The organism is Paenibacillus sp. FSL H7-0331 (genome assembly GCF_001956045.1).
Genome location: NZ_MRTH01000015.1, coordinates 115,086 through 132,043 on the forward strand (window position 1 = coordinate 115,086; position 16,958 = coordinate 132,043).

The 16,958-nt window shown below is 47.3% G+C and carries 13 protein-coding genes; 2 read left to right on the forward strand and 11 right to left on the reverse strand.

Annotation, left to right across the window (positions count from 1 at the left end; genetic code table 11):
- Positions 1-23: 23 nt before the first annotated feature.
- The 3 genes from BK127_RS22120 to BK127_RS22130 form a co-directional block, all read right to left on the reverse strand.
- Positions 24-1,355: an ABC transporter substrate-binding protein gene (locus BK127_RS22120; protein ID WP_076233695.1), complete on the reverse strand. Its 1,332-nt coding sequence runs from the start codon at positions 1,353-1,355 to the stop codon at positions 24-26.
- Positions 1,356-1,475: 120 nt separating this feature from the next.
- Positions 1,476-2,834 (reverse strand): LLM class flavin-dependent oxidoreductase, encoded by a 1,359-nt coding sequence (locus BK127_RS22125; protein ID WP_076233696.1) that lies wholly within the window; start codon positions 2,832-2,834, stop codon positions 1,476-1,478.
- Positions 2,835-2,886: 52 nt separating this feature from the next.
- A complete protein-coding gene (locus tag BK127_RS22130; protein ID WP_076233697.1) occupies positions 2,887-4,263 on the reverse strand; it encodes an LLM class flavin-dependent oxidoreductase in 1,377 nt (458 codons plus the stop codon).
- Between the two features lie 684 nt (positions 4,264-4,947).
- Here BK127_RS22130 and BK127_RS22135 point away from each other — a divergent pair.
- Positions 4,948-6,006 carry a bifunctional 3-deoxy-7-phosphoheptulonate synthase/chorismate mutase gene (locus BK127_RS22135; RefSeq protein ID WP_076233698.1) on the forward strand — a complete coding sequence of 353 codons (1,059 nt, stop codon included), beginning with the start codon at positions 4,948-4,950 and terminating at the stop codon, positions 6,004-6,006.
- A gap of 99 nt (positions 6,007-6,105) precedes the next feature.
- On the opposite strand, the gene BK127_RS22140 is transcribed toward BK127_RS22135, so the two are convergent.
- The 5 genes from BK127_RS22140 to BK127_RS22160 are packed head-to-tail and all read right to left on the reverse strand — an operon-like array spanning position 6,106 to position 11,719.
- The gene (locus tag BK127_RS22140) at positions 6,106-9,546 is read right to left on the reverse strand and encodes a cadherin-like beta sandwich domain-containing protein (RefSeq protein WP_076233699.1); all 3,441 of its coding nucleotides are present in this window, start codon (positions 9,544-9,546) and stop codon (positions 6,106-6,108) included.
- A gap of 60 nt (positions 9,547-9,606) precedes the next feature.
- Positions 9,607-10,146 (reverse strand): phage tail protein, encoded by a 540-nt coding sequence (locus BK127_RS22145; RefSeq protein ID WP_076233700.1) that lies wholly within the window; start codon positions 10,144-10,146, stop codon positions 9,607-9,609.
- Positions 10,147-10,161: 15 nt separating this feature from the next.
- Positions 10,162-10,659, reverse strand: a complete 498-nt coding sequence (locus BK127_RS22150) for a phage tail protein (protein ID WP_076233701.1) — start codon at positions 10,657-10,659, stop codon at positions 10,162-10,164.
- Between the two features lie 36 nt (positions 10,660-10,695).
- Positions 10,696-11,199: a phage tail protein gene (locus tag BK127_RS22155; RefSeq protein ID WP_076233702.1), complete on the reverse strand. Its 504-nt coding sequence runs from the start codon at positions 11,197-11,199 to the stop codon at positions 10,696-10,698.
- A gap of 52 nt (positions 11,200-11,251) precedes the next feature.
- Positions 11,252-11,719 carry a GNAT family N-acetyltransferase gene (locus tag BK127_RS22160; RefSeq protein WP_076233703.1) on the reverse strand — a complete coding sequence of 156 codons (468 nt, stop codon included), beginning with the start codon at positions 11,717-11,719 and terminating at the stop codon, positions 11,252-11,254.
- Positions 11,720-12,047: 328 nt separating this feature from the next.
- Here BK127_RS22160 and BK127_RS22165 point away from each other — a divergent pair, with 328 nt between their 5' ends.
- Complete coding sequence (locus tag BK127_RS22165; protein ID WP_076233704.1) at positions 12,048-13,730, forward strand: PhoX family protein; 1,683 nt, start codon at positions 12,048-12,050, stop codon at positions 13,728-13,730.
- A gap of 117 nt (positions 13,731-13,847) precedes the next feature.
- On the opposite strand, the gene BK127_RS22170 is transcribed toward BK127_RS22165, so the two are convergent.
- From BK127_RS22170 to BK127_RS22180, 3 genes are read right to left on the reverse strand one after another with little or no spacing between them, the layout of a single operon-like run.
- Complete coding sequence (locus tag BK127_RS22170) at positions 13,848-14,864, reverse strand: sialidase family protein (protein WP_076233705.1); 1,017 nt, start codon at positions 14,862-14,864, stop codon at positions 13,848-13,850.
- A 46-nt stretch (positions 14,865-14,910) separates the two neighbouring features.
- Positions 14,911-15,654: an RraA family protein gene (locus BK127_RS22175; RefSeq protein WP_076233706.1), complete on the reverse strand. Its 744-nt coding sequence runs from the start codon at positions 15,652-15,654 to the stop codon at positions 14,911-14,913.
- Positions 15,655-15,668: 14 nt separating this feature from the next.
- Positions 15,669-16,934 carry a sialidase family protein gene (locus tag BK127_RS22180; protein WP_076233707.1) on the reverse strand — a complete coding sequence of 422 codons (1,266 nt, stop codon included), beginning with the start codon at positions 16,932-16,934 and terminating at the stop codon, positions 15,669-15,671.
- Between the last annotated feature and the right edge of the window lie 24 nt (positions 16,935-16,958).

A 16,958-nucleotide genomic window follows, 5' to 3' on the forward strand; every position in this document is an offset into this window, starting at 1 on the left:
CAACCTCTCCTTTTGGATCATTATCATTGATTTTTTTGCAGCCTTTCAACCTCTTTATTGATGTTTTCAGACGCTTTGCGAATCGTCGAATTGACATCGAGACCATGGGCCAAATCCAGATTCGCTTCGGTCATGTATTTGGCAATATCCGTTTCGAATGGATTGGATTTATGCGTTTGCAGTGGTGTACCTACAAAAATATTTTGAATCTTCTTCCCCTTCAAAGTGCCTACCTCTGCCCCATATTCCTTCTCCAGCTCAGGGTTAATAATCGCAGGCACCCTGCCGTTGCGCGAAATAATTCGCTGTGCTTCATCCGACAGCAGGTATTGAATAACCTGGAAGGCGGCGTCTTTTTTCTTACTGAGACTGGTCATTGTGATGGAATGAACCTGGGTCTCCCGTGTTTTGCCTAGCTGATCGGCAAAGGTTGGAACCGGCGCAATATCCCAGTTCACATCAATCCCCTGCTGTCGCAGCTCCTCCATCGGTCCGACCATATTAGCTAACCAGGCCGGCCGCATCGCCATCGTCCGATCCTTCATAAAGACATCCCTGCCCCACAAATATTTGGTGTTGTCCTTAGGGAGAAAGCCGGGAATTTCAAAGTTAGCCTTCGTGATATTGAATACCCGCAGCCAGTCCGGGCTGCCAAGCAAGGATTTCCCCGTTATCGGATCAATCGTAGCCAGAGCCAAGCTTCGTGAATAGTAGGTGAGGCCTTCGGCATCCAGACCGATATATTGTACCCCATTTTCTGTCCGTGTCAGCTGACGGGCCAAATCCAGAGCCTGCTCCCAGGTCATCTGCTCGTCTGACGGATACGGAACACCGAATTTATCAAAAACGTCCTTATTGTAATACAAAATGTGCTGATTGGAATTGTAAGGAACGCCATAAATCTCACCGCTGTCGCCAAATGAATGAATATAGCCAGTCAAATAGGGCTTGATCCGGCTTTCGTCAAAATTATATTTTTTAAACCACGGACGCAAATCTTCGACTACCTTAAGCTTTTTTAATGTATGATAATTGTCTCCAAAAACCAGATCTGGAACGGTACCTGATGAAAATAATTCCGGGACCGTCACCGTAGAGGGTGGCTCCAGCCTGTCAATCGTTATATGTTTAAATTTCTTTTCAACCGGGTCCTTGATCTGGTTTTTGAATTCAGTAGCCGTAAAGGTCGCCCCACTCACATAAAAAATCAGATTAACAGGCTCGGTAATTTCCACAGGCTTGTCTGATAACGACTGCTGGCTCTGCTCGTCAGTCCTCTTCCCATCTTGGGAGCAGGCCGTGAATAGAACAGATAAAGCTGCAATAATAGCAAGTGCCGATTTGGTTGTATTCATCCTCAACAGGCTCCTTTGGTTCAGTCGTTTGTTCATTGACATGAAAAATAACCGGAAACATGGTATTAAGCATGTCCCCAGTTGTCTGGAAGTGTATGATTCATGATCATATTGCAACAGCTACCTCGCTGCCTCTTGTGCTTCAATTGTCTGGTTGTTGGCCGCCCAGATTTTATTGTGCTGGTTATCCGGTCTTGCCAAACCGAGATTCTCACGAAGCGTCCTGCCTTCGTAGGCCGTGCGAAAAATACCGCGATTTTGCAGCTCCGGTATTACCTTGTCCACGAAGGCATCCAGACCGGTCGGGAAAATTGGCGGCAAAATATTAAAGCCGTCAGCTCCGCCTTCGCGGAACCACTTCTCAATAAAATCAGCTATTTGCAGAACAGAACCTGTGTGGGTAATATGCCCATGGCCTCCGGCACTCCGACTAATGAATTGTTTGATTGTAAATTTATCTCTAATCGCAGCATCGATAATCACGTCACGCCTTGAAGTGATCCCTACTCTGAACTCCTCTGCTGGCCTCAGCTTGTCTATCGGCACGAGCGCATCCAATGGATATTCGGATAAATCCACTGTAAAGAAGCGAGACAGGTTACGCAGCGCGTTCTGTGTGTCCAGCAGCGTGAACAGCTCCTCTTCGAGGTCCCTGGCCTCCGCTTCCGTATCGCCAATAATCGGGCAAAGCCCGGGTAAAATCAGCAATTGATCCGTCTTTCTTCCGAATTTGCCCAGCCTACCCTTCACATCTTTATAAAACTCCTGCGCAGCGCCAAGCGTTTGCTGAGCGGTGAAGATCGCTTCTGCCGTCCTTGCCGCCAGCTCCTTGCCGCCTTCCGAAGAACCAGCCTGAACAAGCACAGGATACCCCTGCGGCGGACGCGGAATATTGAGCGGACCTTTTACTTTGTAATATTCTCCCTGAAAGTTGATGTTATAGACCTTACTCGAATCAAGGCGAATATCCTTTTCTTTGTTATACACGAGCGCATCCTCTTCCCAGCTATCCCACAGCTGCTTGACGACATCTACAAATTCCTCTCCCACCTTATAGCGCTGTTCCACATCCGGGTGCTCATCCCGACCAAAATTGTGTGCGGCAGATTGGGCTCCTGTTACAATATTCCAGGCAGCACGTCCTTTGCTGATGTGATCCAACGAGGCAAACTGACGGGCAACATGATAAGGATCGTTATAGGTCGTTCCGACGGTAGCAATGAAGCCAATATGCTTCGTAAGCGCGGCAAGCGCAGAGAACAGCGTGAACGGCTCGAACCCTCGGGATAAACCGGCATAACCGTCCGCGACAAACAGAGAATCCAACAGTCCCCGTTCGGCAGTTCGCGCCTGATTGGCAAAATGCGCTAGATCAAGGCCAGCGTTCGGATTGACTAACGGGTGCTTGGAAGAAGCCGCATGATGTCCGGTACCACGGATAAATACATTAAAATGGGCCTTTCTGGAAGAATCGGTCAATTCATTCACCTCATATCATCATAGTCGTGCGTAAAGCAGATTTCTCCCAACCCTATTGAGCTGGCTCGTAAACGGTATCCTTCACTACTTGGTGGTGTCTGGCTGTCCATATTTCCCGATTTTTGTTCACAGGGCGCGTCAGTCCAAAATTTTCACGTAATGTGGTACCCTCATAAGCTGTCCGAAAAATACCGCGATTTTGCAGCTCGGGTATTACCTTATTGATGAAGGTTTCCAGACTGTGCGGCACAACTTGCGGCAATAAATTAAAACCGTCAGCTCCACGCTCCCGCAGCCACGTTTCAATAAAATCGGCTACCTGCAAATAAGAACCCCGATAAGTAACGTGACCATGGCCACCAGCACTGCGATTTAAAAATTGTCGGATCGTCAAATTATCTCTGCGCACGGCGTCGAGCACAACCTCACGCCGGCTTGTAATGCCTCCGTTCCGGCTGCCATCCTCAGGCTTAACCTTGTCGAGTGGTACCCGGTCATCCAACGCATACTCGGACAGATCGACCGAGAAAAAACGTGAGGCCTGCTTTAACGAGCTTTCCAGATTCAACAAAGAAAATAAATCATCCTCCAGATCCTTGGCCTCTGCTTCGGTCTCGCCAACAATCGATCCCAGTCCAGGCATAATGAGCAATTGATCCGGATTTCTTCCATACTTCGCCAATCTGGATTTGACATCGGTATAAAACTCTTGCGCGGCCCCAAGCGTCTGCTGTGCAGTAAAGATCACCTCGGCATGCTTGGCCGCCAATTCCTTGCCAGCTTCCGAGGAACCTGCTTGCACCAGAACCGGATAGCCTTGCGGAGGGCGAGGTATATTCAGCGGTCCCTTTACATTAAAATAAGTGCCTTTAAAATCAATTTCATGAATATTGGTATGATTGACCTGCAGATTCCGCACACTGCTGCTCGTTACATCATCTTCATCCCAGCTATCCCACAGCTGCTTGGTGACCTCAACGAACTCATCGCCAATTTCATAGCGTTTGCTGGGCTCTGGGTAACCTCCCCACCTCGTAATATTGTTGCCGTCCTCTGGCGAATGCCCTGTTACGATATTCCATGCTGCCCGCCCTTTACTCAAGTGATCTAATGATGCCAACTTTCTCGCAACATGAAACGGATCATTATAGGTCGTGCTTACCGTACCGATCAAGCCAATATGGGTCGTTACTGCCGCCAGCGCCGAGAGCAGTGTGAATGGCTCCAGCCTTCTCCCCGTCCCCGAATAATTGTCCGCCATGAATAGTGAATCGATTAGCCCTCGTTCAGCCAATTGAGCCAGCTCCACATACTTGTCAATGTCCAAATCTCGTTCAGGCTCCGCATCAGGATGCTTCCATCCCCCCGCATGGTGCCCCGCAATGCGAACAAACACATTAAGACGTATCTTTCGTTCCGTTTCACTCATATCTCCCACACTCCGCTCCGCAAATTAAAGTCACCACACCGAACGTTATCCATTAACCTTCATGCCCACTCCTACTTCAAAAACGCATTTTCCCAGAATGCAAAAAAACCAGAAACAAGCCGAGGCTAGTTTCCGGTGGTCCGGTTTTCCTATCAATTTATAAAATTCATATGTGAATACTTGGTTATAAACTTACCATCGAAATTACAATTTTGTCAAGATGTGTTCCGCTAAGAAATATACAAATCGGTCTGTAGGCTTACATGCAGCCCCTTGTACACGTCACAACGATAACGCGAATCAGCGTTAAACCACATGCTTGCAATATTCCAAAAATGATTTAGAATGCATAATAATCAAGTACAACTTCATTGCAAAACAAGCGATGACGGAAAGAGTACACGGTAATCGATTCATTACAGGGACGGAGTGCCACCGACTGAAAGCACCCGATCGAACGACCCGTCGAAGTTCACTCCCGAGCTGGTTCCTGAACGGCTGCCTGCATACTGGCATCTCTTAGGGATACCCGTAACTCCCTGCGTTAAGGGACTAAAGTGAGAATAGCATTCCTGATAGTACAGGAACTGTCGTTCTAATTAGGGTGGTACCACGGCTTCTCGTCCCTTGCGATGAGGAGTCTTTTTGTTTGTCAAAAATCATATTTAAAGGGAGCGAATGAGAATGGATCAAATCAATTTAGAGCAATTAAGGGGAAAATTAACAGGAATCAATCAACAGCTGCTGGATTTGTTGTCGGAACGGGCACAGATTGCTCAGGAGATTGGGCATCTGAAAGAGAAGCACGGCATTCCTGGGTTCGATCCAGTAAGGGAGAAGCAAATGCTGGAGGAGCTCGTCGCCCGTAACACCGGGCCTTTGGATCACGAAACCATTCGCCAGCTGTTCAAGCAAATTTTCCAAGCCACTACGGAATCTCAACAAACGGGTCATAAAAAACCATTACTGGTCAGCCGAAAAAGCCAAAAAGCAGATACTATTGTGACCCTGGGAGGTATTACTGTTGGTAGCGGAAAGCCGGTTCTGATCGCCGGCCCTTGTTCTGTCGAAAGCTATGAGCAGGTGCGTCAAGTAGCTGCCGCATTGAAGCAAGCGGGGGTTACCGTCATGCGCGGCGGCGCATTCAAACCAAGAACATCCCCGTATGATTTTCAAGGGTTAGGGATAGAGGGGTTGAAAATTTTGAAGGAGGTAGCAAGCGAATTCGGTCTTAAAACAATCAGTGAAATCGTTGACCCTGCCCATATCGAATTGGCAAGTGAATATATTGACGTCATTCAAATTGGTGCGCGTAACATGCAGAACTTCGAGCTTCTAAAGGCCGCAGGCCAAGTACGCACACCTATCCTGTTGAAGCGTGGCCTTGCCGCTACTATTGAAGAATTTCTTCATGCGGCAGAATACATCTTAGCTGGTGGCAACAAGCAAGTAATGTTGATCGAACGCGGAATTCGGACGTATGAGAAGGCAACCCGCAATACTCTGGATATATCGGCAGTTCCGATTCTGAAGCAGGAGAGCCATCTGCCGGTTCTGGTGGATGTCACCCATTCAACTGGCCGCAAAGATATATTCGCTCCTTGCGCCAAAGCCGCATTGGCCGCGGGCGCAGATGGCATCATGGTGGAGGTACATCCCGACCCCGCCACTGCCTTGTCCGATGCAGCCCAGCAGCTCAATATAGAAGAGTTCCATCGCTTCCACGCGGAGCTCCAAATATAGTTTATTCGTATTCGCTATCACCATGTATAAGCATAATCACGTACAAATAGACTCAAAAAAATCGGCAAATCCCGAAGGATAAGCCGATTCGCAATGAATCTATTTGATTATTATAGGTAAAATCTGTAGCAGCATAAAGCGCATATCATCACTATCAATCTTTCCATCTTGATTGATATCGAACATATGAGTAGAGAAGTGTGACACGTCTTCTACGGTTATATTACCATCACCATTCAAATCAACGTAACCCAAGGAAGGCTGGGCCGAACGGTTGATCGTCACTTCAAAGGATTTTTGCTGGCCGTCATGCGTAGTTACAACGATTGTTAAAGAGCGGGTTCCCGTTGCTAAATTCGATACCAGGATGGAGTTCGCCGTGTACGTGGCCCCGGTTACGCTGAATGAAGCATTGGGATCGGAAAGAACTACACTCAGGTCCACTGATTTGATCTCATACCCTACATCCAGATGATAACTGTTGGAGGTACGCTGCAAAATCTTGTTCATATAAGTGATCGTACTGATATCAGCTACGCCCAAACCTTGCTTATTCACATCTATGGTGTAAGTCTTGCTAGATACATGATCAGGTGCTGTCACTTTGACAGAAACGGTGTTAGACCCGATATGATTCAGATATACAGCGCCAGTTACCGTTGTGCCGTCAGCTATAATTTCATATCTGGCTTGAGAATCAACAGGAACAGCAAATACCTGAACACTGTAAACACTATTCATTACACTTGCTGCGTAGCTCGTCGTACCTGAGGAAAACGCTGGATTCAACGTGCCTGTACTCAGCGATAAACTAGTTAAATCCGCGTTATTGCTCGCTGCTCGGCTGACCGTTACCGTATAAGTCTTCGTTGAGTTATCCTCTGCCGTCACCACTACTGTGACGGTATTAGCTCCTACATTCAATGGAACTGTTGCTGCATTGCCGCTGGTTACCGTGTTTCCGTTTACCTTAAGCGTCGACGTGTTATCCGCTAATGTTGGCGTCACTTTCAGGCTGCTTACAGGGTAAGCTACAGCACCTGTGTAACTGATCGTTCCTGATGCAAATGCTGGCGAAAGCGTTCCTTGATCCAGCATCAGATTGCTTAAATCAGCATTATTACTCGGGGCTGCTCGGTTAACTGTTACTGTATAAGTCCTCGTCGAATTATCCTGTGCTGTCACCACCACCATGACGGTATTAGCTCCTACATTCAATGGAACGGTTACCGCATTGCCACTGGTTGCTTCGTTCCCATTTACCTTAAGTGTCGCCTTGTTATCCGCTATTGTCGGAGTTACATTCAGGCTGCTTACAAGGTAACCTACATCATTTGTGTAGCTGATGATTCCTGATGCAAATGCTGGTGATAGCGAGCCTTGATCCAGTATCAGATCACTCAAATCAGCATTATTACTCGGGGCTGCTCGGTTGACCGTTACCGTATAAGTTTTCGTCGAATTATCCTGTGCTGTCACTTCTACCGTGATGGTATTAGCTCCTACATTCAATGGGATGGTTACCCCACTGCCGCTGGTTACCGTGTTCCCATTCACCTTAAGCACTGCCGTGTTATCCGCTATTGTCGGAGTCACATTCAAGCTGCTTACAGGGTAAGCTACATCATTCGTATAGCTGATGATTCCTGATGCAAATACCGGTGAAAGTGTTCCTTGGTCCAGCACCAGATTGCTTAAGTCGGCATTATTGCTCGGTGCCGCCCTGGTGACCGTTATTGTATAACTCTTCTTCGAGTTATCTTGTGCTGTTACCTCTACCGTGATGGTATTAGTGCCAATATTCAAAGGGACAGTTACCGCTTTACCATTGGTTTCCGTATTCCCATTTACCTTGAGCGCTGCCGTGCTATCCGCTATTGTCGGAGTCACATTCAAGCTGCTTACAGGGTAAGCTACATCGTCCTTGTAGCTGATGATTCCTGATTCAAACGCAGGTGTTAATGTTCCTTGATCCACAATCAAATTACTTAAGTCGGCATTACTGCTGGCAGCACGGTTGACGAGTACCGTATAGATCTTTTGTGTCGTGCCATCTTGAGCTGTAACTACGATCGTAATTGTATTGGAGCCTACTGTGATAGGCAAGTTTACCGGACTACCGCTTGTTGCTGCAGTTCCGTTCACTTTGAGCGTTGCCGTACTGTCCGCTATAATCGGAGTCACATTCAAGCTGCTTACAGGGTGAGCTACATCATTCGTGTAGCTGATGGTTCCTGATTCAAACACAGGTGTTAGTGTTCCTTGGTCAACAATCAAATTACTCAAGTCGGCATTGCTGCTGGCAGCACGATTGACGGTAACTGTATAAGTCTTTTGTGTCGTGCCGTCCTGGGCTGTAACCAATATCGTGATGGGGTTAGACCCTATATTCAATGGGATTGTTACGGCACTACCACTTGCAGCGGCGCTTCCATTGAGCTTAACCGTTGCATTACTGTCTGCTAAAATAGCGGTTACCTCTATACTACTCACTGCATTAGCCGCTGCAGAAGTATAGCTTATTGTTCCCGCTGCGAACGGAGGCGATAGTGAGCCTTGGCTAAGCGTCAAATTACTCAGGTTGGCATTCGTACTTAATGCTTGCGATTCCATCCAGCCTTCTTGGCCTACAGCAACAAACTGGCTTTGGCCATAAGCAACAGCATTGAAAAATTTTGTAGTATTCGAGGTTTCATTCGTCCAGGTAACGCCGTCAGATGAGGAAATAATTTTCCCGTTATCACCTGCGGCGACAAATTTTCCAGCTCCATAAGCGGCACCGTTTATTCCTGCTGAACCGTTCGGAACAGCCCGCGATGTCCAAGTGGCACCATCTGGTGATGTGAGCAGGGTTCCCGATGACCCCACAGCTATAAACAAACTGCTGCCATAAGCTCCTCCCCACAGATCATTCGTTGTGCCTGAGGTTTGTAGTGTCCATGTAATTCCGTCAGATGAGCTATAGATAGTACCCGCAGATCCTGCCGCGATAAACTTTCCCCCACCGTATAGGACTCTATTGAGATCCTCTGATCCCTTAGTTTGTGAACTCCAGCTTATCCCATCTGTAGAGGTGGTTATTACCCCACCTTTCCCAACGGCTACTATGCGGGACCCACTATAAGCAACAGCGTATAGGTCGTTAACCGTCCCCGAAGCTTGTTGAATCCAGGTCCCGCTATTACCGGTAGGAGAAGTCATAATATTAGCAGCATTGGAGCCAACCGCAACCCATTGAGTCCCTGTATACACAGCATCATTAGGAATAAACGGAACAGCCTGTTTAACCCATGTAATCCCATCTGCAGACGAAACAATCTCACTGCTTACAGGATCAACAGCGAGCCATTTTCCTCCGCCAAAAGCAGCATTTTGAAGCTGCCCTGTGATCGTAGCGTTCGAGGTTTGGCTTGTCCAAATACCCGAAGCCATAACCATATTGTGAAAGCCATAGAATACGCTAAGCAAGGAAATCGCTAATATGGTTAGCAGCAATTTGGGTGATTGCCGAAACTGCTTAGCTATTCGTATTCTGATCATCATTAGATCCCCCTTTCATCACTTACCTAATGCTGCTTCCTTAACATTTGATACTTGATACTATGACCGAGGTGGAAATTCTCCGCTCAGACAAATGATAAAGTTCATCGCGAGAAAGGGCTGCATGTTGTTGTGCGGTTGACCATTTCCAGCTGCAGAAAGTGCACTTGGATGCATCGTTACATTGGCATTTGCGCTGTATATCGGAGCTTGCTGCGGATGAGGTCTGCCTTGAGCGGGTGCCTCTGCCCAATAATGATTGGCAGGATCGATTGAAGAGCCCGGTATTTCATAAGCCTGAGCCGCATGAGTGTGTCTTGGCATTTCAGATGCGCTAAGCGTTACCGAATTAACACCAACTTGTTCGCCTACAGTGCGTGGTGACAAGCCTGCCCCCTGCCCTTGATTCATCGGAGCAGCCCCATTCAGATTGGGTAATGCAAAATTAGTAGTGCCATTTCCGCCATACTGAGCACCCAGAATGGAAAAAAGTGCCGTATTCTGAGAGATTGATAATAGCTGGCCGTTACATAAGGCCCAATTTACAGGCGCAAAATTACCTGAGAAAATCCGTATTTCTCCAATATAAGCGTCTGCCATATGATTAACCCCCCTTTAACTCCTTGATGGATAAATCCCTTGTGTTGCAATACAATAATTCAACGTCAAGTAGGGCTGCATATTGGAATGAGGCTGACTGCCACCAGTATTGGCAATTGCTGTTCCATTCATTGGTGTAATAGCTGCTGCAGGGCCATATAGGTTGTTTTGCATACCCCATACTTGGTTTTGAGGGGAAACGCTTGTTGAAGGAGCTGATGAACCCTGAGCCAAGTGCGAATGAGTTGGCATTTCATTTATATTTAAAGTATGACCTGCTTCTCCCCCTTGTTGCCCAAGCGTAAGGTTTGAACCCACATGAACAGGAACGCGTCCTCGCAAGTCAGGTAAAGCAAACGTCGTTGTACCATTTCCTCCGTATGTGGTGCCAAGCAGCGAGAAGAGCGCTTGATTGGTGGCAATCGACATGGTTTGACCATTACACAATGCCCATCCTCTTGGGGCACGCGCATAGGAAAACAACCGAATTTCAGCTAAAAAAGGATCTGACATTTAAGCACCTCCGACTTGATTTAGTAAATAAAACGGCTAGTCAAAAGACGGGAAAATTCCTTCCAGTGCGATAATAAAGCTAATTGTCAGGGAGGGCATCATGTTGCCGTGCGGCTGATTTCCACCTTCCAGCGAGATGGTTTGCTGGTTCAGCGTGACAGGATTGCCATTCGCCTCAGTATACGTTTTGGCTACGTTGGTCGCCCAAATAGCATTGCTTGGAGAGGCTTGAATTCCCGTTTGGGTAGAAGCTTGAGGCACATGAGTATGTTGTGGAAGCTCATTGGCTATAAGGGTAACTGTCTCGGTACCACCCGTAGCCCCAAAAGGGTAGGCTGTAGTTGAATGGATGGGGATTCTCCCTTGAAGATCAGGCAGTGCAAAAGTGGACATCCCATCGCCTCCAAACGTCGTTCCAATCAAAGTGTAAAGAACCTCGTTCTGAGATATACTCATCACTTGGCCGTTACACAATGCCCAACCTGCTGGGGCGTAGTTTCCTGCAAACATACGAATTTCACCTACATAGGGTATAGCCATCTATCTTTCACCTCATTATATTATTCGTATGAACACGCCAGTAAAGCTCATCTTATTCGTTGAACCATATCATATTTTCATATAATCCATTGCTTCCAACACTTGTAAACCCAAGTCGCTCGTATAACCGTTTAGCGGGATTGTGCTGCAGAACGCTGAGACGAATCGGTTGTGTCATTAGCAGACCTTCTCCAGATTGTAAGGATCGAATCATTAACGTACCTATTCCTTGATTGCGAGACTCCGGTAATAACGCAATATCGATAAGTTGGATTTCTTTTGCTGTAATACCGTACATCACACGACCCACACGAAGTTCGTTATATAGAATGATGAAGTGGCCCGCATCAGGGTATTGAGCCTCATAAGATCGCTTTTGCGCAGTCCATTGCATGTGGAGAAAAGCATTCGTTACTGCAGCATCCCAGCCCCACGCCGTTATCTCAGCTGCTCGAGTGCTTGCATAAAGATCATATAAAAAGGATTCATCATTAGAAGTAACCTGAATCGTATTCAGCATAATTCCCTTTCTATGTAAGAGTCTCTTACAAATAGGAGATTTATCTTTGTTCATTGACATGATATCATCAACATAACGCCATTATTTACATATTCTATAACCACTTAAAAACTCCTTTTTTCGAGTCGATATTGATTATTTGTTTGTTTCTACTCCTATACATGACATCAAAACTAAAATTTCCTGAATTATCGAAAATAATTATAGCAAATTGATTATAAATTATTTGTTTTTTTGTCGTTTCCCTCTCATTTTATGTTATCTTAAAAGAGTCTGTAATGATGATAATGCTAGACTTACATATACATTTCATTTTTGGAGGTTAGGTATGGACGACAATAAGCAATTATCTCGCCGGAAATTTCTCGGTTATCTGGGAACCAGCACAGCGTATCTTGCAGTATCCTCTATGGGTCTCGGTTCCTTCGGTAAACAAGCGAATGCATCGGAAGCGAGCAGGTCCCTATTCGATTTTTCAACGATCAAGGTTTCGGATTCCTTTAACCCAACCCGGGATACAGCAGTAGCGAGTGATGATTTGGTACTGTCATCCGGTTTTAAATACGAGGTCATCGCAGCTTATGGAGACACTATTAATACGAAGGGCGACACGTTCGGGGATAACAACAGCTATACCGCTTTTTTTCCTCAAGACGGTTCCCGTGTTGAAGGACTGCTCTGGGTAGGTCACGAATCGACGAACGAATTGTTTCTTGAGGACGGCAATCAGCAGCGACATTTGACTCCGGCTCAGCAGCGGTCCTTGTTATATAATCAAGGGGCTTCCATCTTGAAGGTGTTTCGTAATGATAAGGGCCTTTGGAAAATGGATACCAAGTCTGAATATGCCCGACGTATCACAGGACTTGATGCTGTTGAGCTGACGGGGCCGGTGCGTGGAACCAAGTCGGTACACCATGCAACCCGGGTCCAAGGTACATTAGCCAACCGCGGTGGCGGTACAACCTTATGGGGTACCGTGCTTACCTGCGAGAATCAATTCGAGTCTACATGCAGGAGTACAGGCCTTGACCCGATACATTATGGATGGGTTGTAGAGGCTGATCCTTACGATGCTAACGCCACGCTGAGGAAGCACACAGCATTGGGACGATTTAATCACGGTAACGTAACGATGGGTTTAAGCACCGACGGCAAGGTTATCGTCTACATGGGCGAGGATGCCGAGGACGCTTGCGTCTATAAGTTTATCAGCTCGAACAAATTTGATCCGGCGCGAGGCAAGGCCAACTCCGAGCTTTTAAACGACGGAAAGCTGTATGCGGCGAATAAAGCAACTGGACAATGGGTTGAATTAACGATAGAGGCTGTGACTCAATCCATTAAGAATCCTCGCTATAACATACCGAGTGTATTGAATCAAACCCGGGAATCACTTGTTGAGATATTTAAGGAGCAGGCAGACGTATTTGTATATGCGCGGGAAGCTGCAATTATTGTAGGCGCTACTCTATCCGACCGTCCTGCAACGGTTACTATAAATCCGCAGGATCATACTTTGTATATTGCTTATACGAACAACGGTCGACGCGGAAACCTGCATGGACAAATTGTTCGTTTCTTTGAGAAAAACAACAATCTTGGAGCAACTGAATTTTCCTATGAGATTTTTGCTGCTGGCGGACCTCAAAGCGGGTTCAGCTCACCAGGCAGCCTTGCGTTCGATACCAAAGGCAATCTCTGGGTTGCGACGAATATTGCTTCGAGTCATTTGAATAAAGGCGCATGGGCTGAATTTAAAAATAACGGATTGTACGTGATACCTGTTTCCGGCTCAACCAAAGAGACGCGGCAATTTGCATCCGCTCCATTCGATGCCGAGTTTGACGGAGTAAGCTTTACCCCTGATGAGCAGACCTTATTTCTGACAGTTAAGCATCCCGGAGAGACCACTGAGGAGCGGGTTAAACTGACCAGTACATGGCCGCACCGCTTCGGTGACAATATACCGAGATCGGCATTGGTCGCCATTAGCGGTTCCGCATTCTAGATGCATCTGCCAAGCGTAAATCGGATGAACCCAAAGACCCATGAGATTAGAGAGAAAATCTTTCTCCGTTCTCATGGGTCTTTTCAATTTACATAAAATGGTAAAAACAACCCTCTTTTATAAGGCAACTTGCCAGAATGCGATATTTTCTCTTTTCCAGGTATAAGTGACGAATATACGTTTTCCGTCGGCAATAATGGCAGGGTAAGAGTATTCTCCCTCCTGATCCTCCAGAACGAATTCATCGTCCCAAGTATGTCCATTATCATAGGACGCTCTTAGCACCAGAGGCGTACGTGGCCCCCAATTGGCCCCAACCGGATTAAAGGCCAGGATCAACACGCCGTTATCCATTCTCACTACGTCAATACCGCTGTTATTATTAGGAAGCGGTGTCGGATATGCCTTAGACCAGGTATGTCCCGAATCTGATGAATCGCTCCTATACATATAACCTTCACTACTTCTCAGCAGCATATGTACCATCCCAGGCTGCGACTCCCAAAGCGTAGGCTGAATCACACCTCTACCCAAAAAGGATTGCTCCGAAACCGGAATATCGCTGCCTGTCACAGCTTCAATGCTGCTGTAGTCCAGCTCCTGGATCCAGATATCTACGCTCCGTATCCACGTGGCTCCTTGATCTGTAGAAATGTCGACAAAAGCCTTCCAAATACCGTCCTCAGTAGATGCCGGCGCCAACCATGTACCGTCCGAGAGCACAATGGGCTTATTTCGTACCGGACCTCTGCCTCCACGGTCGCCTTTTACCAGCTCAACCGGCAGTGACCATGTGTATCCGTTATCCTTGGATACGATAACTTGAGTGCTCCATTCCTTGAGAAGCTGTCCGACCTTGTAAAAAAGCACAAGCTCGCCATGATCCTTCCAAAAAAAGACGGGATTCCAATGAGGAATTCCGTCAGCAGCTGCTAACTGGATGGGAAACGTCCATGTTCCCTTGTGTCTCCGCGAATACCAGATAGCAGAGTCACCCGCTCCTTCCTTGCTCCCTGCAAACCATGCCGTCAACATATCACCATCCGGGAGTATCGCCAAGCTGGATGCGTGACAGCTCTCGAATGGTGCCTGGGCAGTCATAACTAATTCCTTGACCGCTTGAGTAAACATCATGGACCACCCCTCGCCTCCTCAAAAAGCTTGTTGTGTCGGATCGCTTCTACCACTCGCCTTTTCGTCCGAATTGGGCTTGAGCTGCAGCTCCGAACTGATTTCCTGCCTTTTTCATTCCTTGCAGTAAAGCATTCATCTCGATACCTGCCGTATTGCGCCCTGATGTTATAACGGTGTCACACTCATTTTTATCCATAAACCGCGTCGCGTCAAGCAGTCCGGCCTGATCCTCCTCGGGAATGACGAGAAAGCCGTGTTTGTCGGCATGAATCAACTGCCCGGGCTTGATTGTGGTACCGAAGACCTCAACTTCACAGTTCCAGCGCACAGGCCAGCTATAGGCATGACCGATACACATTTTGCTGGCAATCGCTTTGAACCCTGCATTATTCATTTCATCGAGATCGCGAATCGCTCCATCCGTAATTGTCCCGACGCAGCCGAGGGAACGGTGCATATTCGCACCTACCTCCCCCCAATAAGAACCATACGCATACGGTTTATCCAGATCCTGAACGACCACGATTTTCGGTCCCGGAATGCTGGCTATATATTCGCGATATTCAACCTGAGCGTTCGGATTTCTGGTCTGATGGTCGGGATTGCTCGGTTCACACACTACAGTCACCGCATATCCAACCATAACTCCCATATGAGGCATGAAGTCTTTGGTTTCCTCCAGGTTAAAGCCCGTTCTGCGATCATGCTTAGAAATTTGTTCCCAGCCATTAAAGACTGATGGGGTATTCCAACGTTTGAGCTGCAGCAATTCGCTATGGGTTAAAGTCATTCTGAGCTTCCTCCTTAATAAATTAAATTACGAAAATCGGTAATCGTATGAAACGAGATCAGATTCACATTATGCGCATCCTTGGCACGATGGTCCCCTGTCCGGCTGAGTACATACAAATCATTCCCGTCAATGGCCAGACTCGCATAATGGCGTGACTGCTTCTGCGAAGCACCCATCGTTACCATACCGGCAAAGCACCAATCGATGCAGTTGCGGGAAAAATGAAGCTGCAGCCGATGCCGTTCATTATTCGGTGTCCAGAACCGATCCTCAGGGAGCTTTTCCGCGCGCGTCATGCTATCCGTTGCCTGTGTGCTAAGCAGCCAATACATCTCCGAGACATCGTCGTAAACAATGTGGAACTTCATCTGTCCACCCGGCAAAGGCACGTAGACGATATTTTTACCGGAAGGAACCTGCTCCAGCAGGGTTGTCATACTGCCATCGTCGTTCTCCACAACCTTTGCAATGGCGGCATATCCCGTCCCACCGGTATGCGCCCTCATCCAGAGATGGAAGGTGCGTCCCTCGGGATCGTAAAAATAATGATCCGGATCTGCGATCTGCACGACATTCGTCTCCAGCCACCCGGCTGGCGCGCAATTGCGTCCGGGAGCGATCATCGTTCCCGTAATCGGTGCGGCATTATAAAAGGGAATTCCGAAATAATCCAGTTGATCCACAGGCACTGTATCACAAAATGCCAGCTCTGATGCGAATGTCCAATTTTCCCTGATCAGCAGGTCACTGTCGATGCTCCCCCTCATGAGAACAGGAGCAAGAATGCTGCATGGCCATATTTTCATACCGGTGAACGTCATTCTTTCCATAACCAGGTACACCTGATCCTTAACGTAAAGGACATTAGCAGGAGCCTGATGCCAAATTTCCCCCTTAGATAAAAAGCTGGTCTCACTCCACGTTTCTCCATTATCGTCAGACCGGACTATCGCAAGATCGTTGCAATGGCCGATGACATAGACGGAATTCCCCGCTATAAAAGGTCTTGCATGCATGAATGGAAAGTCCGCACGAAACTGCCACGTTGCTCCTTTATCATCGGAGGTGAATATTTTACCGAACCATAATTGACCGTGCTCGATGACACGCTTTGGGCCCGGAAGATCGTCCATACCTGGTCCGCTCAGATCAAGCGTGGCGACCAGCCTGCCATTCGGCAAGACGGCAATGCCGGGACTGTACGTATAAATATTGTCGGGATCAGGCGATTCATACACGGTTACATAATCCTGGGCAAGCGGTTGTATTGGCTTCATAGCATAACGCACAACCTTTCCATA